Here is a 20,821-nt window from a genome sequence, read left to right on the forward strand (position 1 = left end):
GCAGAGGATGTCCCGCGAATGATGCCTAAACTGAAGAAATACATGCCCTTCACTTATAAAATGATGATACCCTACCTGCTGCTGGTCCTGCTGACCGATGTGTTCATCGGCTACATTTCTTATTCCATGCTGACCGATTCGAGAACGGAAATGGCCGAGTCCAATATCAAGACGGGAATGGAGCAGGCAAGGAACAATATCCGCTATCAGATGGATGAAATTCAGCGGATGTCGGACAACCTGTTCGGCAGCCAGCCGTTTCAGCGTGCGCTTGAGCAAAAGGGGACACCGTTTGAGATCTATCTGACTATGATCGATGAGATTGTTCCCCAGATCACCGCACCGCTGCAGCTGTTCGGGAACAAGATCCGCTTCATGCTCTATACCCCGAACAGTGATCTTAATATTGTATCGGGCGATAATCTGGATGAGCCGATCTATGACAGCGATTATTATATTCTGCCCTTTGAGGATATTACGGACAGCGAATGGTACCTGTCGCTTAAGGATTCGAAGCGCGATAATCTATGGCTGCAGATTGATACCGACCAGAAGCTGGGTAATCTCTCCCACGTCCGCAGGCTGGTCAACTTCAGTGATTACAAAACGGTGATCGGCTATGTGCGTATTACAGTCTCCCTGGAGGATCTGTTCGGCGGCTTCGATACCTTCCCTGTGGAAGAGGGGATTACCCTGCGGCTGGTTGAACAGACTACAGGTTCGATTCTGTTCCAGCGCGGAACCGCCAATTATGACGATGGCCGGCAGAACTTCCTCAGTCTGCATGAGCAGATCCCGGGCAGTAATTTCGTTATTGAGGCGCTTGTCCCGCAAAAGTATCTGACCCAGGATGCCGGCCGTCTGCGCAAAGTCATTATTGCTGCCTGCTCGCTCAGCTTCCTGGTCATGACCCTGATCGGGTACGTGGTGGCGCGTATTTCCGGGCGCAAGATGAGCCGGATCGTAGGTTTGGTCCGTTCCTTCCAGGAAGGGAACTTCCAGAAGCGGATCCGATTCTCCGGCAATGATGAATTTGTGCAGATTGCCGACTCCTTCAATGATATGGCCGCCAATATCCAGGGGCTGATCAACAGCGTATATGTGCAGGGCATTCAGAAGAAGCAGGCGGAGCTGGAGGCGTTGCAGGCGCAGATCAATCCGCATTTTCTCTACAATACGCTCTCGACGATAAGCAGCCTGGCCAATCTGGGTGAAATCGGCAAGGTCACGGAGATGGTCCAGGGCCTGTCACGTTTCTACCGGCTGACGCTGAATCAGGGCAATGTGTACATTGAACTGGAGAAGGAGCTGGAGCAGGTGGCGACTTATCTGGAAATCCAGCGGGTCAAATATGCGGATGCCTTCACTCTGTATGTTGATGTGGACGAGGAGATTATGCAGATGCAGGTCATTAAGCTGCTGCTGCAGCCTTTTGTAGAGAATATATTCAAGCATGCCTGGTTTGGCGAGTCCATTGCCATCCGTCTGACAGGCCGGAGGGTCGGTAATAGTATTGAGCTGAAGATTATCGACAATGGAATCGGCATGCGTCCGGAGGTCGTTAAGAAAATGATGCAGGGCAAGGGACAGTCCGGCGGGTACGGGGTGAAGAACGTCAATGAGCGGATCAAGCTCAGATACGGTGACGCCTACGGTGTGACAATTGCCAGCTTCTACGGAGGAGGGACAACGGTCCAGCTGCTTCTCCCTGCCGGGGTTCAGGATCACGAGGACCTGTGAGGAATTTCGCTGACCGGTTACGGGGCAGAGCATCTTGTACAAACACAGGAGGAAATGATTGCGATGAGTATCAATGTATTGCTGGTAGACGATGAAGCTGTCGATCTGGAGTGGCTGCGGCGCAGGGTGCTGGCAAGCCCGCTCGATATTGCAGTAGTAGGAACGGCGAACAGCGGCTTTAACGCGCTTAAGATCATGGAGCAGGAACGGGTTGATATTATCCTGTCAGACATACGGATGCCCATTATGACCGGAACGGAATTTGCACGCAGGGCTAAGGTCATCCATCCCAAGGTCAAAATCGTCTTCATCAGCGGCCATGAGGATTTCAGCTATGCCAAGGAGGCTATTGAGATCAATGCCTCCGGCTACTTGCTGAAGCCTGTTGAAGATAAGGATTTGTACGAAATGCTGGACTCCTTGTGCGCAGCTATGGAGCAGGAGAGGGAGCAGAACCGTTCCTTCAGCGAAGCCTTGTCCCTTGTGAACAAGGAGCTTATCCTGCGCTGGTTCGAAGAACCTTCGCCTGAACCCGCTGAGCCGCATCTGCGCAGTGCCCTTACCCCGCTTTTGGTGAAAGGGGCGGCGGCTGCATTTGTCGAGATCGATGATCTGGAATGGAAAATGCGTGATCTGTCCGAGGAGGATGCACGCGTGAAGACGCGGCAAATGGCGGGCTTGATCAAATCCTTCGTAGAGGATGGGAAGCTTGGCACGCTGATTCCTGTTCATCATCACCGGTTTGTCATTCTCTGCAGCCTCCCGCAGGACAGCTTCATGAACCTGCTGGACGAGCTAATCCGCAAGATGGCAGAGTCTTCACCCTGTACGCTAACCGTTGGTGTCGGACGTTATGCCCAGGACGAAGCGGGACTCCACGAATCCTACCAGCAGGCACAGGCTGCCCTCAGCGCGAAGTGGCTGCTCGGGAAGAACCGGCTGATCCGTGATAACATGGAATCTTCGCCGCGCGGGACGCCGGGAGCCCGGATGGAACAGACTGTGGTGAAGCTGCTGGAGGCAATCATTCAATATGATCTTGTGGCCATCGACGACCAGCTGCTGGAGCTGTTCACGAGTGCAGGCAAGAAGGATGTCTATGAGCTGATCATCCGCATCACCTCCAAGCTGCATGCGGATCTGCAGCAGCAGAACGAGAATCTGTATGAGCTGCTGCAGTGGGAGTCGCATCAGCCGGATATTCTGTTCCAGTTCGAGACCATTCACGATATCCTGTCCTGGATGCGGCGCAGATTCTTCGAGCTGTCGGAGCTGCTGTACGTGAAGCGGCAGCGGCAGAAGCGTAAGCTGATCGATGAGATTATGAACTATGTGGAGGAGAATCTGGAGAAGAAGATTACCCTGAAGGAGGTAGCCGCCCATTTCGACTTCACACCGAACTATCTGGGTTATCTGTTCAAGGAAGAGTACGGGCTTCCTTTCAGTGAATTCGTGAATGAGCGCAAGACCGGCCGGGTCTTCGAGCTGCTGGGAGATCCGACACTCAAAATCTATGAGATTGCCGAGCGCATGGGCTACAAGAACATTATCTATTTCAACCGGCAGTTTAAGCAGATCACAGGCATGACGCCGGGAGAATACCGCAAGAAACAGAAAATATAGCCTGCCAAACGTTGCCAGTCCGGTTATTACAACCGGGGGCAACGTTTTTTTGTTTTTGGGGAATGGTATATATTAACCGATCGTTGAAAAAGTATTACTTTTAGTTGCTAGGCCTAATCCACACCAGGAAAGCGCTTCTTTATAATAAAGCTATAGAGAAAAGGGATTGATGGAAAGGGGATTCAAGATGAAACAGAAACAACATGGATTCTGGGATGATGTGAAGAAGTACAGATCCTTGCTCCTCATGCTTGTACCGGCGGTATTGTTCTTCCTGCTCTTTGCTTATATACCCATGTCAGGCATTATACTGGCGTTTAAGCAATACGACTACACCGGCGGGGTCTTCGGCAGCCCATGGAACGGATGGGATAACTTCAAATTCTTCTTCAATTCCGGTGACGCCTGGCGCGTAACACGAAACACGGCGCTGTACAATATTGCTTTTATCGTTGTGAATAACGTGGTTCAGATCTTTGCGGCGATCCTGCTGTTCGAGGTTGCCGGCAAATGGTTCCGGAAAATTACTCAAACGGTATTGTTCCTGCCTTACTTCATTTCCTGGGTTGTGGTTGGTGCCATTGCCTACAACCTGTTCAACTTCGACGTTGGTACCATTAACGTATTGCTCAAGGGACTCGGCATGCAGCCGGTGGACATTTATAATACCGCTGCCTACTGGCCGGTAATCCTGGTGGTCGTATCCGCGTGGAAGACGCTGGGCTATGGTACAATCATGTATCTGGCGGCGATCACCAGCATTGATACCGAGATGTATGAAGCGGCTGAGATTGACGGGGCGAATATTTTCCAGCGGATTATGAAGATTACGGTTCCGAACCTGATGCCTACAGTGATCATTCTGGTGCTGCTGGCTATCGGTAACGTCTTCCGCGGGGATTTCGGGATGTTCTACAATATGGTCGGCAACAACGGCCTGCTGTTCTCGTCAACCGACGTCATCGACACCTTCGTGTTCCGCTCACTGACCACTTCCAATGAGATCGGAATGTCCGCTGCGGCCGGCTTCTATCAGTCCCTGCTTGGTTTCGTAACCATCATGCTGGCTAACTATGCCGTACGTAAATACGATAAGGATCGTGCTCTATTCTAGGAAAAGGAGGTCAACCGAAATGAGTTCAACTACTGCAAACATGAAAACTCCGGAGGTTATCCGGAAGCGCGGCAATAAAGACAAGATGATATTGTCCATTATCGGCTACGTAACGCTTACTGTGCTCGCTATATTCTGTATCTTCCCCTTCATTCTGGTCGTGTCCTCCTCTTTGAGTGAGGAGAGCACGATTATCGAAAAAGGGTTCCAGATCTTCCCGTCCGCTTTCTCAACAGAGGCCTACAGCCTGCTGTTCAAGTACCCGGAGGAAATGCTCAGAGCTTACGGCATAACCATATCGGTAACCGCCATTGGTACATTGTTCGGACTGTTCCTGACTTCAATGACGGCCTATGTGCTGTCCCGGAGAGATTTCAAATGGCGCGGCCGCTTCTCCTTCTTCTTCTTCTTCACTACACTGTTCAGCGGCGGTCTGGTCCCTTGGTACCTGATGATTGTCAACTATCTGCATCTTAAAGATACTTTGCTGGTGCTGATCCTGCCTTTGCTGATGAACGTGTTCTACATTATCGTCATGAAATCGTTCATGAGCAGCATCCCGGATGCCATTACAGAATCCGCCAAGATTGACGGCGCAGGAGATTTCCGGATTTTCATGCAGCTGATTGTGCCTTTGTCCAAGCCTGCCCTGGCTACCATCGGCCTGTTCATTGCTCTGGCTTACTGGAATGACTGGTACAACGCACTCTTGTTCATCTCCAAATCAGAGCTGATGCCGCTGCAGTATTATCTCTACAAAATGCTCGGCAATATGGATGGCATGCGCAAGGCGATGATGGCCTCCGGCGCCGTTGTAAATACGGATCTGCCTACGGAGAGTCTGAAGATGGCCATGACCATTGTGGCTACAGGACCGATCCTGCTTGCTTATCCGTTCATCCAGAAATATTTTGTAACCGGACTTACAATTGGTGCAGTCAAAGGATGATCACAGGGCAACCTGGTTATCAATATAAACCCAATACTATTTTGAATTAGGGGGAACATCGGTCATGATGAAAAATAAGACAAAGAAACTTACAGTTACGCTGGCAACAATGATGGCACTGGGTACCATTCTCAGTGCATGCGGCGGCAATAACAACGCCAATACAGGTGCGGAGGCTACGAAGGCTCCGGCAACGGCTACAGAAGGGGCAGCTGCGAATCCCGGCGCTCCGGACACTTCCAAAGAAGTGAAGCTGAAGATGCTGCTGATCGGCGGCCAGCCGGGGGACTACGATAAGGTGTTCGGAGAGCTGAACACGAAATTGAAAGAAAAAATCAATGCCACCGTGGAGACAGAATTCCTCGACTGGTCGGATTGGACACAGAAGTACCCGCTGAAATTTGCGGCTAATGAAGATTTTGACCTTGTGTATACTGCCAACTGGGCACTCTATAACGATCAGGCGCTCAAAGGCGGTTTCCTGGAGCTGACGGATGATCTGCTGTCGACTTACATGCCGCAGACTTGGGAAGCGATGCCTAAAGTGAATTGGGAGCAAGCTAAAGTGGACGGCAAGCTCTTCATGGTTCCGAACAACAACGTTGAGGTTACCGATAAAGTGGTTCTGTACCGTGAGGATCTGCGCAAGAAATACAATCTTCCTGAAATCAACAGCCTTGAATCCTATGCCACTTACTTGAAAACGGTTGCCAAAGAAGAAACTGGAATTACTGCATACGGTGCCAAACCTGCCGACGGCTGGAAATGGCATGAGCTTGACCAGGCTACGCTGGAGCAGAACAATGACTGGAACCTTGTAGATGCTAACCTGCTGCCGCTGGCTTACAAGCTGGATGATGCAACCGGCAAAATTTTCAACATCTATGACACACCTGAATTCAGAGAACTGCTTACCTACTACAAGGATCTTGCAGACAACGGCGTATGGTCCAAAAACGTAGTCAGCAACAAAAATGACGTATGGCAGGATATCAAAGCTGAAAAAGTTTCCTCCTACGCTCAGAACCTGGGTACTGTAGCAGCGAACGTATCTGAAATGCGCCGTGACAAACCGGATGTGGAGCTGGCGATTGCCGACCTTACACCGGGCAAGAAGAAAATTGCAGCAATTTCGACTCAGAACGGTATGGCGATCCATGCTACTTCCAAGAACGTGGAACGTTCCCTGATGCTGATCGACCTGCTGCAGAATGACAAGGAAATTCATGACTTGACGATGTACGGCATTGCCGGAACCAACTATATTCCTGATGGCGACAAGAAATACAGTGCAGGGCCAGCAGCTGCCAACTACACGGGCTTCTCGAACTGGGGCTGGAACTCCCCGCTGAACCGTCAAGATTCGGCGTATCCGGTAGAAGCAGACAACATGTTCAACAGCTGGCAGTCCAGCATCTATCACTTCCCGCTTGAAACCTTCGTCTTCGACTCCACACCGGTGAAGAACGAAGTAGCCAACATCGGCAACGTGATGCTGCGTTATGCCATTCCGCTGGAATACGGCTTGATTGATGATCTGGATAAAGGTCAGGCAGATCTGATCAAACAGCTGAAATCCGCTGGTATTGACAAGGTGCAGACAGAGCTGCAGAGCCAGATTGACGCTTTCCTGGCAGCGCAGAAATAATAGCTTAATAAGGTGAAGCTAATGTAACGGCTTCCGGGCCACTCCAGAGCATAGCTTTGGGGTGGTTTTTTATAGACATTAACGAAGAAAACAAGCTAATTGCAGAGGAGCCGATCACATGAAGCATACGATACAAGCCCATATTTCCCCGAAGGAAATCTATCCATCCACCCTGCGACTCGGGGGAAGCAACCCGGAGGGTGACCAGATCAGCTTCACCAATTACTACATGGAGCTGAACGGCAAGCCTTATTTCGCCATCTGCGGGGAGTTCCATTATTCGCGTTATCCGGAAGCGGACTGGGAGACAGAACTCCGGCAGATGAAGATGTCAGGAATCAATGTGATCGCCACCTATATCTTCTGGAATCATCATGAAGAAATAGAAGGGGAATTCGATTGGAGCGGCAACCGCAATCTCCGGAAGTTTGTGGAGCTGTGCCACGATAACGGGCTCTATGTTATCCTGCGTGTCGGTCCGTTCTGTCATGGCGAGGTCCGTAACGGGGGACTCCCGGACTGGCTGTTCGGGCGGGAATTCGATGTCCGCTCCAATGATGAAGGGTACCTGAGTTATGTAAGACGATTGTTTGCAGAGATTGGCCGGGAGGCTGATGCGCTGATGTATAAGGATGGCGGGCCGGTGATCGGCATTCAGCTGGAGAATGAATTCAATGCAGCCGCTGCGCTCTGGGAACAGACGGCGAAGCAGGGGGACGAATATCTTAGCGGCGGATTAGGCGGCGAGGAAGGTGCAGCACATATGCGCCTGCTCAAGGAGTATGCGGTGGATTCGGGCCTGATTGCCCCGATCTATACCAGCACCGGCTGGGGCGAGGCGCCGTTCCTGGAAGATGAAGTCCTGCCGCTGTATGGCGGATATGCCTATACCCCATGGAGCATCAGTGACCCGGGTCAAACACAGACACCGACACCTGAATATGTATTTGTGAATTTCCATGATGATCAGGCGCCGGGGGGAGAGTTCAATCCGCCGTATCCCCGGACAAAATATCCCTTTGCCTGCTGCGAGATGGGCGGCGGCATGCAGACCTGGTATCTGTCCCGGTTCCAGGTAGAACCGGAAAGTGTACTGGCCATGACCCTGATGAAGCTTGCCGGCGGCTGCAACTTCATCGGTTATTATATGTTCCATGGCGGCACGAATCCGGTGGGCAGAACAGGTTACCTGAACGAGAGCACAACGCCTAAGCTGACGTACGATTTCCAGGCACCGATTGGCGAGTTCGGACAGATCCGTGAGTCTAACGGCCTGCTGCGCCCGCTGCATTATTTCCTCCACCAATTCGCAGACCGGCTTGCCCCTATGGCAACCGTGCTTCCGGAAGGTGCAGAGGCTGTTACTCCTGATGATGCGCATACGCTGCGTTATGCCGTCCGCACGGATGGCACGTCCGGCTTCCTGTTTGTTAACAATTATCAGGATCATGTTGAGATGGATGGGCATGAGGAGGTTGTATTTGAAGTTAAGCTTGGGGAGGAGATGATCAGCTTCCCGCAGCGGAGTTCGCTGACCATCAAGCCCAAGGCTGCATTCCTGCTGCCATTCAACTTCGCACTGGATGGGCTGAATCTTAAGTATGCAACGGCCCAGCCAGTCACCGCAGTGGAATCTGCTGAAGCTGTCACCTATTTTTTCGCGATGCCGGAGGGTGTGGATGGGGAGTTCCTGCTGGATGCGCAGGATGGTATTCTCAGTGTATCTACAGATGCCGGAACGATTGAAGGAAGCGGGAGCAGCTACAACGTGCTTATTCCCCATCAAGTGTCCTCGATGATCGTAATCAAGCGTGACGTAGCCCGGGAAGTCCGGATTTACGCGATGAGTGCCAAGGATGCTGCAAAGCTGTGGGAGCTGGAGGACGGCGGTCAGAGCCGGATTGTGTTCTCGGAGGTTCCGCTTGTTCAGACCCCCGAGGGCATTGAATTCCTTAGCAGCGGGCAAAATGCCTTCACGTTCCGTGAATATGCCGGTGGAGCAGTGGTGCCAGCCGCGCAGTGGAGCACGGTGCAGGCTGAAGCAGCTATCAGCGGACGGACGGAAGGCTGGTTCCGGATCTATGATGTGCAGGTTCCTCTGAAGGAGATCGCGCTTACCACGCGGCGGCTTCATGACCATAAGCTTGCGCTCGGGCTGCCGGAGGATGTTCTTCAAGGAACCGGGGAAGTGCTGCTGAGTATCGACTATACAGGGAATGTGGGCTATGCCTTTGCTGGCGGGCAATTATTCCATGATCATTTCTACAACGGCCGGCCTTGGGAGATCGGCTTGTCCCGGTTCCGCAATGTCCTCCGCAGAGGCGAGATCATCCTGGAAACCACACCGCGCCGCACAGGAGCTGTAACCTTGGCTGCCGATGCCGCCATGGCGGTAGAGAAGGTATTCGAGGGTGAAGCCATTGCCGTGTTCCACAGTGTTACGGCTACACCGGTGTACCGGGTTGCGCTGAAGCTGCAGTAGTCGGCAGACGGGAGAACTAAGGGGTAAGGCCAAAACCGATATACGATATAGAGAAATGTGGATAAGAGCAGGACAGAGAAATGAACGGTGAAGTATTGCACAACAGAGAGAGAATGCTGGACGGAGTAAGGAAGGTAGAGGAGTAGAAAGAGCGGTTGGTTGTAGACTGTATATGAGGTGGATTAGCAAAGGTATGTAAAGTAGCAGGAATATCCGGCTGGTTGTCTGGAGTGGACGAAGCATGTGGACGGCGGTAAAAGATTTATGAGTAACATACGAACTATGGCTTCTATTGGGAAGCAACGATGGGGCGCACCATTCTTTTATACGTCCTTACTTAGAAGGCAAACGATGGGAGTGCTTGAAAGGGGAGGGAGTGGCGGAGGTCGTGCGGACTGTAGGGACGTTATTATACTCGAAAAGCTGCATTATTCGCCCATGCGGACAGAGAGCCGTTAAGTTCCTGATTCCCGCCGTTTCGGACCCGAAACAGCAGTATGAGTGCATCTGAGCCGCAACGAGAAAAAGAGGCCATTATTGGCGAAATAAAGTAAAGTCATCTGAGCGACTAGAATAAAGTCCGTTACGCCTTGCCGGCGGGCGGGCTTTTTTATGTATAGGGAATTATGATCTTCGTCTGTTGTGGATAGGATTCTTTGGAATTTCGAGCAGCACAGTTTGAAGGACGAGTGTGTGCCTGATCCGGCACAGAAGTCGGCAGCATGGGCAAATCAAAGGGATAAATCCCTCTATTTCCGCCGAAAGTGGGCGGAATGGGGAAATTAAAGGGATAAATCCCTCTAATTCCGCCGAAAGTAGGCGGAATGGGGAAATTAAAGGGATAAATACCTCTAATTCCGCCGAAAGTGGGCGGAATGGGGAAATTAAAGGGATAAATCCCTCTAATTCCGCCGAAAGTGGGCGGAATGGGGAAATCGAAGGGATAAATACCTCTAATTCCGCCGAAAGTGGGCGGAATGGGGAAATCGAAGGGATAAATCCCTCTGATTTCCCTGAATACGCGCCAAAGGAGGAATGAGGGGCATTAGTGCCCTTGAATTCCCCGAATGAGAGCCAAAGGAGCAAATGAGGGGCATTAGTGCCCTTGAACTCCCCGAATGAGAGCCAAAGGAGCAAATGAGGGGCATTAGTGCCCTTGAATTCCCCGAATGAGAGCCAAAGGAGCAAATGAGGGGCATTAGTGCCCTTGAACTCCCCGAATGAGAGCCAAAGGAGCAAATGAGGGGCACTAGTGCCCTTGAATTTACATAAGCTGCACAGGCCACATAAGCCGCATAAGCTCAGCTCGATTCACACATTAGAGTGACTTTTTTGTTTGAGATTTGCAGAAACTTTTCCAACTTTAAACAGCGGAGAGGACGGAACGATTGTGTACAAGCGGGAGCGGCCGCCTGTAAGCTTTCCGCAGGAAAGCTTCCTTCGGAAGCAGCAGCAGTGTCCAGATTTTCACAACTAAGAAGAATAAATAAAATCTGGACACAAGAGCGATGGGAACAACGGTCCGTTCACGCAGCGTCCTCACAAAACGCATAGGTAGATCCTGCACAACAGCAAAAGGCACGGCCCAAGCGAAATCCGCTTAGCCGTGCCTTATTTGTCTCCGGCGAGGGGGAGGAGCAGGATCAGGGATCAGCCCTTAACAGCTCCGGCAACTACGCCTTTGACGATGTACTTTTGCAGGAAGATGAAGACAACGATGGATGGCAATACGGCCATTACCATGGCGGTCATGGCATACTGCCAGTCCGAGGTATATTGACCGACGAAGGTGTAAGCGGCCAGTGTCAATGTCTTCGTATCCGGCGAGCCGTTAACCATCAGCAGCGGGAGCAGGAAGTCATTCCAGATCCACATCACATCGATGATGACGATGGTGGTGGTTACCGATTTCAGCAGCGGGAAGATGACGCTGAAGAACAGGCGGAAGCCGGATGCGCCGTCGATGGTCGCACTTTCATCGATCTCAGTCGGGATACCCTTCACGAAGCCGTGGTAGATGAATACCGCCAGCGGTGCGCCGAAGCCCCAGTATAAGAGGCCCAGTCCCCAGGTGCTCTCGGACAAATGCAGGTTCTTGGCCGTCTGCAGCACAGTCAGCATGATCGACTGGAACGGGATCAGCATCGGCATAATGCACAGGAAGTAGATCACACCGCTCCATCTGGTTTTGGTCCGTGCCAGCTTATAGGCGGCGATGGAGGAGATGAAGACGATGCCGAGCAGGCCGACGCCGGTAATCACGAAGTTGTTCAGGAACAGCCGCGGATAGTTGATGAATTTCCAGACATAGGAATAGTTGCTGAAGGTCAGGTGTTTCGGCAGCGCAATAACGTCGGTCATGACCTCGCTGAAGCTTTTCAAAGAGTTAATAATCGTCAGGAACAGCGGATACAGGAACAGCAGAGACAATATGACCAAAACAACTTCCAGTATGATCTTGCCGGCCTTGTTGTTGTTTGTTTTCATTATGCCTCAACCTCTCTCCGTTTGAAGACTGTCAGCTGGATGATCGTCACGACAAGTACTGCCAGGAACAGGATAAGAGCTTTCGCCGTACCGTAGCCGTACAGATTGTTCTGGAACGTATCCCGGTAAATATCATAAGCGATGCTGTAGGTGGTTCCGCCAGGACCGCCGCCGGTCAGCGACAGAATGACGTCGAATACCTTGATCGAGTTGGTCAGCGCCATGAAGACGGATATCGTAATCGATGGGGCAAGCAGCGGCAGCGTAATGCTGAAGAATCTTCTCATCGGACCTGCGCCGTCTACGGTAGCAGCCTCCTTAAGATCCTCCGGCACAGACTGCAGACCGGCGATGTAGATGACCAGATAGAAACCGATCGACTGCCAGATGGACACGCCTAAGATGGAGATGAACGCCAGTCCCGGTGTCCCGAGCCAGCTTAAGTCGAAGATGGCCCAGCCGGTGCTCTCACCGAGTGAGTTGAAGCCCTGCATGAAGATGAACTTCCAGATGAAGCCGACAATCACAAGACTGAGGATATAAGGGATAAAGAATGCCGCTCTCAGCCAGGAGGTGCTCTTCAGCTTCATGTCCAGCAGCACGGCCAGCAGAATCGCCAGCACGTTGACGATCACAATGTAAAGGATTGCATATTTAATCGTGAACCAGGCCGCATCGGAGAAGTTCGTATCCCCCGAGAAGATCTGTTTGAAGTTGTCCAGTCCGACGAATTTGGGATGCTTGGAAATCCCGTTCCACTTCGTCATCGAATAACGGATGGTCATGGCAAAGGGAATGTAGAATGCAACTGCGATACAGATCAGAACCGGGAGTGTGAAGATTCCGAATTCGAATTTCTCGCGCCATCTTTTGCCGAGTGTTTTTAACATGGATGCACCTCTTCTTGAGTTATAGGGTGGGAGTATTGTGCCTGGCTTGCCACACATAACCATTCCGGTTAGTCTATATTGTGTATTATAGATCAGACCCCTATACTCAAAAATGGATTTAAGAGTACAGTTAGGGGTAAAAAGGTGAACTGAGTCCGGATGACCAAAATGAGTCTGGGACTGAGGCCTGATACACCAGCGGGGAGACGGAGAACATGATTAAACGAACGCTGTACAAGCTGTTTGAGCCTTTACTGGAGCGCATTTCCCGCAGGCTGGCCAACAAACTGATTCTTTTGTTCACTATAATCATCATTCTGGTGGTAAGCTCATTGACGTACATTTCCTATGGAATGCTGCGCAAGGAATCGGTGAACAACAGCATTGCGAGCACGAGCAACAATCTGCTGCTGGTCGGACGCAATCTGGAGAGTTACCTGAGCGGAATTGAACAATTGTCCCTGCCGCAGATCTCATATGATGAGTTTGCCTATGCCATCCTGCATGAATCAGAGGACTATGGCTCCAAGATGTATGTGGAGGATTATCTGAAGAATCTGTATTTCTCCCGCAATGACCTGGAGGCGGTATACCTGTACGTGATCAAGGAGCACAAGTATTATTATGTCACCAAGGAGAACTATAATATTACCGTCCGGGTGACCGAACATCCGCCGATCGACAATCTGTCCTGGTATAAGCGGGCACTGGCGAGTCCGTTCAACCGCTCCTATCAGTCTTTTGTGGAAGAAGCCCCGGCTGCGGAGAGCAGTGTGGATTATCCCGTTAACAAGGACAAGGTCTTCATGGGCTATCATCGGCTGCTGCGTTCCATTGTGTCTAGGGAGCCGCAGGCCGTACTGTCCCTATACCTTAACTCGTCGGTGACCGATGAGATTATGAAAGATATTCCGTTCAGCACCGGAGAGCATCTGATGTATATCAGCCCGGATAATGAGCCTTTTACAGTGGACGATAAGGAATTCTATCAAGGGAGCAGAGAGGCGGGGCTGCTGGACCAATTGACACCGGAAAAGAACGGGCGTGTGACGTGGTCGGATGAAGAACAGAAGTACCTGGTGATCTACGACATCAGTCAAAAAGAAGGCTGGAAGCTCGTCAAGCCGATTCCGTATACAGAAATCTATGCCGCGGCGACAACGACCCGTAAGCTGAATGTATTCATCGGCCTGCTGTTCCTGGTATTGTCCGTGGTGCTGGTCAGCGTCACTTCGAATAGAATTACGCACCCGCTGAAGAATCTGTCGCTGCAGATGAAGCGCTTCAGTACGGGGAGCTTCGATGCCGAGGCAACGGTGGAGGGCAAGGATGAGATCGCCTATCTGTCACGCCACTTCAATAAGATGGTCGAGAAGACCAATGAACTGATTAATGAACGCTATAAAATGAAAATCGTGGAAAAAAACGCGGTCCTCAAAGCGCTGGAGGCCGAGATTAATCCCCATTTCCTGTACAATGCGCTGCAGGCCATCTCTACCAAGGCGCTCAAGAACAACAATGATGATATCGTCGAGATGGTCGACAATCTGGCCATGACGCTGAGATACTGCATCAGCGGGCGGGATGTTGTGCAGGCCCGGGAAGAGCTGCGGCATATTGAGCGTTATCTGGCGCTGCAGAAAGCGCGGTTCGGCAGCCGGATGCAGGTCGTGTACGACTGGGATGAAAGCCTGATGGAGCTGAGGATTCCCAAGCTGTCGATTCAGACGCTGGTGGAGAACTGCATCAAGCATGCGCTGGAAAAGGTATCCACTACGGTTACCATCCGTATTGAGGCGCATGTTACCGCTACCCACAGCGTAATTTCTGTACGGGATGACGGGCCGGGAATCAATGAGGAGCGGCTGGAGCAAGTAATGAGCTCTCTGCAGATCCAGTGGGAGGACCGCGATTCGGATGCGGAGGAAGAGGATGGCAACGAGAGCATTGGGCTTAAGAACCTTAACACCCGGCTCAAGCTCTTATATGGAGAAGACGCGGGATTGGCCATTCACAGCAGTGAACACGGGACACAAATGGATATGCGGCTGCCGCGGGGAGGAGTAGGACAACATGTATAAAGTGCTGATTATAGACGATGAGGAGCCTTTGCGCGAAGCGATCAATATTCTGGGGGACTGGAAGGGGCTGGGTGTCGGACAGGTACTGGAGGCGACCAATGGCCAGGCGGGGCTGGAGATGCTGCGCCGGGAGAAATTCGATCTGGTGCTGGTGGATATGAAAATGCCGGAGCTGAGCGGTGCCCAGCTGCTGCAGATCGCCGAGGAGGAGTTCCCGGATCTGCTGCTGATTGTGATCAGCGGCTACAATGATTTTGAATATACGCGCCAGGCGATCCGCTCCAAGGTGGTGGATTATCTTTTGAAGCCGGTCAACCGTACCGATCTTAACCATGCACTGCGCAAGGCGGTGGATATACTCGAAGCGAAGCGGAAGCGGGAGAGCGAGTTCATCAACCGCAATATTACACTCAATATGTCTCTGCCGAAGCTGAAGGAGAAGATGTATTTGTCCATTATAGACCGCAGCTTCAAAACCCAGTCCAATGAAGCCTTCCTGCCGCTGATCGGTGCGGACGGGGCGGCCAGCCATTTCGCTGTAGGTATTCTGCGGATGCTTAATCTGGAGCAGGTGCGTAAAGAAAGATTCCATGAGGACCGGGATTTGCTGCATTTTGCCGTAACTAATGTAATGAATGAGAACAGTGACGGACAGTTTGAGTCGTTCAGCTTTGCCAGTCCCAAGGGGGAGCGGGAGTTTATCGCTATCTTTACGATGAAAGGCGGATATGGGGCGGACGCTGCTTTTCTGTCTCTGCATCATATGAAGAAGGCCGCATCTACGCTGAAGGAGCTGTTCGGCATCGTCTGTGCCGGTGGAATAGGTGATCCCTACAGCGATCTCCTGAGTATTGCCGGTTCTTATGAGCAGGCCAAAGAGGCATTGGACCGGATTGACCTGCTGAGCATGAAGGAAAGCATGATCCTGCAGAGCGGCGGCAGCATGATGGAGAAGCCGGCGTCCAGGGACAATCCCTCAATGACCGGGCGGATGCCGCAGATCCGCAGCAGCCTGGAGAGCGGGAACGTGAACCATGCGCGAAACATTTTCAGCGAGTTTGTCTCCAAGTGGAAGAGTGCGGAGCATTTCACACTTGGTGAAGCGGACAGAACACTGCAGGAATTCATTATTCTCCTCAATGAGATTGCTGCACAGCTGGATGCAGTGCCGCCGCAGATCCGCAGCAGCAAGGATAAGGGGCTGAATGCCCTGGGCATCCGCAGCGATTTTGCCTCCTTTGAACAGTTCGAGCGTGTACTTAACCAGATATTCGACGTTTATGCCGGAGAGATCAGCCGGACATTATCCGGAGACCGCAGCAGCGTGCTGGAAAATATTAAAGCATACATTGATAACCATTATTTTGAGGATATTAAGATATCGATGTTCACGGATAAATATTTCCTGAGCAGAGAATACTTGATGAAGCTGTTCAAGGGGCAGTACGGATACGGCATTCATGAGTATGTGCAAAAGGTGAGAATGGACAAAGCCAAAGCACTGCTGTCCGATCCCGGCCTCAAAATTCAGGATATTTCCGAAATGCTGGGGTACAAGGATAAGAACTATTTCAGCAAGGCGTTCCGCAATTACTATGATTGTTCACCTTCTGAATTCCGGCTGCAGCTGCCTGGGGTAGAAAAGTGAAACGGTTACATGAACACACTTTTTTACCCTCATAAGTTCACTTATGTACATTCTTATCCTTTTTCTTTTTATTTAGAATGATGAGCAAGACCACAAGATGCATAAGGAAAAGGGGGCAACATCATGTTAAAACGATTTATGGCACTATCTGCGAGTCTGCTGCTCGTCGGCGGACTGCTGGCCGGTTGCGGCGGGAACAACACTAATAATGCCGCTAACAACACAGCTGGAACAAATGGAGCAGAGAATACAGCTACAGATTCTTCCAAGCCCGTCACGATTAATATGTTTACCGCATCTCCCGAGTATACAGACGCTTTCAACGCCTACATCGCTGAATACAAGAAGGTTAAGCCAAATGTAACGATCAATCTGGAAATTATGCAGGCTGACTACAATACGGTGTTAAAATCCAAAATTGCCGCAGGCAGCACGCCTGACGTGTTCCAGACTACCGCTGGCGGCGATATCGATACTTTCGCTGAATACAGTGCCGACCTCACCAATGAACCGCTGGCAGCAGCGATGACAGATGCTGTCCGCTCCAACATGAGCTCCACAGACGGCAAAGTACTGGGACTTCCGGTCAAAGGCAACCTGTTCGTTCTGATGTACAACAAGAAGCTGCTGGCAGATGCCGGCATCACTGAAGTTCCCAAGACTACCGCTGAAATGGATGACGCCATCACCAAGCTCGAAGCTAAGGGCATCACGCCATTTGCCAACGCCTACAAAGAGTGGTGGGTATGGAAGCATATCTTCCAACACTTCGTTGACGCTGCAGCAACTGATGCAGGTACTGACGCTAAGACACTCGTAGCTGATTTCATCGCCGGCAAAACGACCTTCGCAGATCATCCGGTGTTGAAGGACAACTTCTTCACTTTCATTGATACAACAGTAAAACACGGAACGGACAAGCCGCTGGAACGCGACAGCAATGCTGAAGTCAGTGACTTTGCCCTAGGCAAAACAGCATTCATGACAGGTAAAGGCGCATGGGATGAAGAAGCGATCAAGAAAATCACCCCTGACTTTGATCTTGGCATCGCCGGCTACCCTGTCAGCGACAAAGCTGAGCAGTCCCAGATCATCACCGGTGCCGACCAGGCGCTGCGCATCAACAAGGATTCTGCTGTAGCTGCTGAAACGATTGAATTCTTCAACTGGCTGTACACTTCCGAATACGGTAAGAGCTGGTTCTCCACAGTAGCTAAGGTTATTCCTCCAATCAAGGATGCACCGATGCCTGACCTGCAAATGCCTAAGGAAATGGAAGAAATCCTCAAAACCGAGAAATCCGGCGACCTGTCGGTGAACTACTCGCTGGATACGTTCCACCAGAAATTCGGTGAATTGATGCAGGCTTATATCGGCGGCAGCAAGACTAAGGATCAAGCGATTGATGAAATTCAAAAGGCCTGGATTCAATTCGGGTCCGCTCAATAAAAGCTTTAGTACCGGGAGGGCCTCCGAAGTAGAATTATTACTGAGGGGGCCTTCTTTATATGTAACGCGGAATCGGGCAGAAGTGGCTATATGTAACTGCGGGATGTTTGGATTTCCGGCCGCTGTTAGGTTTGGATTTCCCGATTTAAACTGCTGGCCGCAGTAGAAATCCAAACCTAAAGGCGGACGCTGCCGCTCCTCCAATTCCAAACCTCCCTCCGTTACTTCGCCACTTATGCAGCAGCGCAAGAAATCAGGAGTTACGAATATAAGAGAAGGCCTCATAATCAAGGGAGGCAGAGAAACCAAAGAAACCAAAGAAACCAAAGAGACTAAAGAGACTAAAGAGACAAAAGAGATCAAAGACAACAACATTTGTCAGGAGGCCAAATTACACATGAGCAGCAAGCTGATCGATATTGCCGAGAACGGACTTTATCTTACAATTGAAATAACGGAAGAGCAGGATGTACGGCTGCTGCATTTCGGGGCGGCGCCGCTTGAAGCGGGAAGGATTGAAGAGAAGAGCAAGGTGGGCTTCCGGCTGCTGGAGCTGCAGCTATCAGGGGAAGACCGGGCGGAGTATCACGGGCGGACGCACCGCGCGTCGTATCCGGGGCTGCGTATGGTGTATGGCGGGCACAGCGATACGATGAATCCTCTGGGACGCAAGCTGGAGATTACACTCGTTGATCCGCTGACAGGAGTGAAGGCGGTACAGCATTATCAGTTCTATACAGGCGTGCAGATTGTGCGCTCCTGGACAGTACTGCGCAATGAAGGGGACGGGGATGCTGCGGTAGAATACATTTCTTCGTTTGCGCTTACGGGTGTGGATAAAGAGGGCAGCGGAGACCGGGGGGATAAAATCGAAGTAAGCCTTGCTCACAGCGGCTGGCAGAGTGAGCTGCAGTGGAAGAGCTACAGCCTGCCGGAGCTGGGCATGTCCCATCTGGCCGACCGCGGCTCGAAGCGGATTGCCGCCAGCAATACCGGCTCCTGGTCGGCGGCTGAGCTGCTGCCGATGGCGGTACTGCAGAACAAGGAGAGCGGGACAAGCCTGTTCTGGCAGATAGAGCACAACGGCTCCTGGCACTGGGAGCTGACGGATCAGTACGACCAGCTCACGCTGCTGGTCAGCGGGCCTACGGAGCATGACAACCACTGGTGGCTGAAGCTGGCCCCGGGTGAAGAGTTCACCTCTGTGCCGGTGGCCGCAGGCGCTGTGCAGGGCGGCTTCCAGGGCGCGGCAGAGCAGCTGACCGCATACCGGCGGATCATCCGCAGACCGAATGAGGACAATGAGCTGCTGCGGATTATTTTTAATGACTATATGAACTGCCTGTGGGGAAGCCCGACGACGGAGAAGCTGCTGCCGCTGATTGATGCCGCCGCCGATGTCGGCTGTGAATACTTCTGTATTGATGCGGGCTGGTATGCCCCAGGCGAGTGGTGGGACGGCGTCGGCCAGTGGGATCCGTCAATCGAGCGTTTCCCGGAAGGCATCAAATATGTGCTGGACTATATCCGCAGCAAAGGAATGATTCCCGGACTCTGGCTGGAGCTGGAGGTTATGGGGGTCAACAGTCCGAAGCTGGCTGAGACCGACGACAGCTGGTTTTTCATGCGTCACGGCAAACGGGTGAAGGACCGCAGCCGGTATCAGCTGGATTACCGCAGCCCGAAGGTCATAGAGCATGCCAATGGCGTCATTGCCCGGCTGGTGGAAGAATACGGTGTCGGATATATTAAGATGGACTACAACATCAACGCAGGGATCGGCACAGAGACAGATGCCGACAGCTTCGGGGACGGCCTCTTGCAGCATAACCGGGCCTATCTGGCCTGGCTGGACAGTATCTTCGTCCGTTACCCGCAGCTGGTGATCGAGAACTGCTCCAGCGGCGGTATGCGGATGGACTATGCCATGCTCAGCCGCCACAGCATCCAGTCGACCAGCGACCAGGAGGATTATGTGCAGTACGCGGCCATTGCCGCAGGCTCCCCGGCGGCGCTGACGCCGGAGCAATCGGCCGTGTGGTCGTATCCGCTGCGCGAAGGCGATGATGAAGAGGTCATCTTCAACATGGTTAATGCGCTGCTGCTCCGCGTCCACCAGAGCGGCCATCTGGCCGAGCTTGCGCCGCAGCGCAGAGCCCTGGTGAAGGAGGCGCTGGATTATTACAAATCCATCCGTGCCCATATTCCGCAGGCGTTCGCCTTCTGGCCGCTCGGTCTGCCGGACAGCCGCGGGGAATGGGTCAGCTTCGGCCTGCGCCATGGCGACATCCGTTATATTGCCGTATGGCGGATTGCCGGAGATGCAGCGGGAATTACGCTGCCCGTCCCTGAGCTGAAGGGACAGGCCGCAGAGGCCCGCTGCGCCTATCCGCAGGCGCATCGCTCCGAATGGAGCTGGAACCCGGCGGAAGGCAGCCTGAGCGTCTCGCTGCCGCCGGGCAAGACCGCGAGGCTCTTCGAGCTTCGGTCTTTGGTTTAACCCGTAATAAGAAACGCCCCCTCAAGGGCTGGAGGATAGTACTCCAGCTATATGAGGGGGTATTTTTATTGATAGGGAAATCAACCGTCTGATTCCGCCGAACCCGTTGTTCGATTCAATTCCCGCGATTTTGTGTATAGACGAAGCAGACGTTGTAACGGTCCGGTAAATATAGGAAGCGGAAAAAGGTATCTTATTTTGCCCGGCATG

Annotated in this window: 12 protein-coding genes; 10 read left to right on the top strand and 2 right to left on the bottom strand. The window is 52.0% G+C overall.

Translation table 11 applies throughout. The features are described 5' to 3' along the window. Window positions 1–18: 18 nt before the first annotated feature. The 6 genes from P40081_RS10635 (at window position 19) to P40081_RS10660 (ending at window position 9,556) form a co-directional block, all read left to right on the top strand. Window positions 19–1,740, top strand: coding sequence for a sensor histidine kinase (locus P40081_RS10635; protein WP_042135338.1), 1,722 nt, complete (start codon window positions 19–21; stop codon window positions 1,738–1,740). Window positions 1,741–1,803: 63 nt separating this feature from the next. Further along, window positions 1,804–3,363: a response regulator gene (locus P40081_RS10640; RefSeq protein ID WP_042135340.1), complete on the top strand. Its 1,560-nt coding sequence runs from the start codon at window positions 1,804–1,806 to the stop codon at window positions 3,361–3,363. 187 nt (window positions 3,364–3,550) lie between these two features. Next, on the top strand, window positions 3,551–4,477 hold the full coding sequence (locus P40081_RS10645) for an ABC transporter permease (RefSeq protein ID WP_042135342.1): 927 nt from the start codon (window positions 3,551–3,553) through the stop codon (window positions 4,475–4,477). Between the two features lie 85 nt (window positions 4,478–4,562). Next, the gene (locus P40081_RS10650) at window positions 4,563–5,426 is read left to right on the top strand and encodes a carbohydrate ABC transporter permease (protein ID WP_371916259.1); all 864 of its coding nucleotides are present in this window, start codon (window positions 4,563–4,565) and stop codon (window positions 5,424–5,426) included. A gap of 67 nt (window positions 5,427–5,493) precedes the next feature. Further along, window positions 5,494–7,074 (top strand): ABC transporter substrate-binding protein, encoded by a 1,581-nt coding sequence (locus P40081_RS10655; RefSeq protein ID WP_042140943.1) that lies wholly within the window; start codon window positions 5,494–5,496, stop codon window positions 7,072–7,074. A 118-nt stretch (window positions 7,075–7,192) separates the two neighbouring features. After that, on the top strand, window positions 7,193–9,556 hold the full coding sequence (locus P40081_RS10660; RefSeq protein WP_042135344.1) for a beta-galactosidase: 2,364 nt from the start codon (window positions 7,193–7,195) through the stop codon (window positions 9,554–9,556). A 1,650-nt stretch (window positions 9,557–11,206) separates the two neighbouring features. Here the strand turns inward: P40081_RS10660 and P40081_RS10675 are convergent. Both P40081_RS10675 and P40081_RS10680 read right to left on the bottom strand, forming a co-directional pair. Further along, on the bottom strand, window positions 11,207–12,043 hold the full coding sequence (locus P40081_RS10675; RefSeq protein WP_042135350.1) for a carbohydrate ABC transporter permease: 837 nt from the start codon (window positions 12,041–12,043) through the stop codon (window positions 11,207–11,209). Further along, window positions 12,043–12,933 carry a carbohydrate ABC transporter permease gene (locus P40081_RS10680; protein WP_042135351.1) on the bottom strand — a complete coding sequence of 297 codons (891 nt, stop codon included), beginning with the start codon at window positions 12,931–12,933 and terminating at the stop codon, window positions 12,043–12,045. The genes P40081_RS10675 and P40081_RS10680 overlap by 1 nt, the downstream gene beginning before the upstream one ends. A gap of 215 nt (window positions 12,934–13,148) precedes the next feature. On the opposite strand from P40081_RS10680, the gene P40081_RS10685 reads away from it, so the two are divergent. The 4 genes from P40081_RS10685 (at window position 13,149) to P40081_RS10700 (ending at window position 20,611) form a co-directional block, all read left to right on the top strand. Then, window positions 13,149–15,014: a sensor histidine kinase gene (locus P40081_RS10685; RefSeq protein WP_042135352.1), complete on the top strand. Its 1,866-nt coding sequence runs from the start codon at window positions 13,149–13,151 to the stop codon at window positions 15,012–15,014. Then, entirely contained in the window at window positions 15,007–16,662 is a 1,656-nt protein-coding gene (locus tag P40081_RS10690) for a response regulator (RefSeq protein WP_042135354.1), read from the top strand. Before P40081_RS10685 ends, P40081_RS10690 begins: the two co-directional genes overlap by 8 nt. A 123-nt stretch (window positions 16,663–16,785) precedes the next feature. Beyond that, window positions 16,786–18,111, top strand: a complete 1,326-nt coding sequence (locus P40081_RS10695) for an ABC transporter substrate-binding protein (protein ID WP_039310299.1) — start codon at window positions 16,786–16,788, stop codon at window positions 18,109–18,111. A gap of 397 nt (window positions 18,112–18,508) precedes the next feature. Beyond that, a complete protein-coding gene (locus P40081_RS10700; protein WP_042135356.1) occupies window positions 18,509–20,611 on the top strand; it encodes an alpha-galactosidase in 2,103 nt (700 codons plus the stop codon). Window positions 20,612–20,821 lie beyond the last annotated feature (210 nt).

The organism is Paenibacillus sp. FSL P4-0081 (genome assembly GCF_000758565.1).
Classification (GTDB): Bacteria; Bacillota; Bacilli; order Paenibacillales; family Paenibacillaceae; genus Paenibacillus_AQ; species Paenibacillus_AQ phytohabitans.

What these genes read in the sequence shown, in the direction of transcription:
- P40081_RS10690 (WP_042135354.1), top strand. Translation starts at nt 15,007, where the DNA reads ATGTATAAAGTGCTGATTATAGACGATGAGGAGCCTTTGCGCGAAGCG.
- P40081_RS10650 (WP_371916259.1), top strand. Translation starts at nt 4,563, where the DNA reads ATGATATTGTCCATTATCGGCTACGTAACGCTTACTGTGCTCGCTATA.
- P40081_RS10655 (WP_042140943.1), top strand. Translation starts at nt 5,494, where the DNA reads ATGAAAAATAAGACAAAGAAACTTACAGTTACGCTGGCAACAATGATG.
- P40081_RS10675 (WP_042135350.1), bottom strand. Translation starts at nt 12,043, where the DNA reads ATGAAAACAAACAACAACAAGGCCGGCAAGATCATACTGGAAGTTGTT.
- P40081_RS10635 (WP_042135338.1), top strand. Translation starts at nt 19, where the DNA reads ATGATGCCTAAACTGAAGAAATACATGCCCTTCACTTATAAAATGATG.
- P40081_RS10685 (WP_042135352.1), top strand. Translation starts at nt 13,149, where the DNA reads ATGATTAAACGAACGCTGTACAAGCTGTTTGAGCCTTTACTGGAGCGC.
- P40081_RS10680 (WP_042135351.1), bottom strand. Translation starts at nt 12,933, where the DNA reads ATGTTAAAAACACTCGGCAAAAGATGGCGCGAGAAATTCGAATTCGGA.
- P40081_RS10640 (WP_042135340.1), top strand. Translation starts at nt 1,804, where the DNA reads ATGAGTATCAATGTATTGCTGGTAGACGATGAAGCTGTCGATCTGGAG.
- P40081_RS10660 (WP_042135344.1), top strand. Translation starts at nt 7,193, where the DNA reads ATGAAGCATACGATACAAGCCCATATTTCCCCGAAGGAAATCTATCCA.
- P40081_RS10700 (WP_042135356.1), top strand. Translation starts at nt 18,509, where the DNA reads ATGAGCAGCAAGCTGATCGATATTGCCGAGAACGGACTTTATCTTACA.
- P40081_RS10695 (WP_039310299.1), top strand. Translation starts at nt 16,786, where the DNA reads ATGTTAAAACGATTTATGGCACTATCTGCGAGTCTGCTGCTCGTCGGC.
- P40081_RS10645 (WP_042135342.1), top strand. Translation starts at nt 3,551, where the DNA reads ATGAAACAGAAACAACATGGATTCTGGGATGATGTGAAGAAGTACAGA.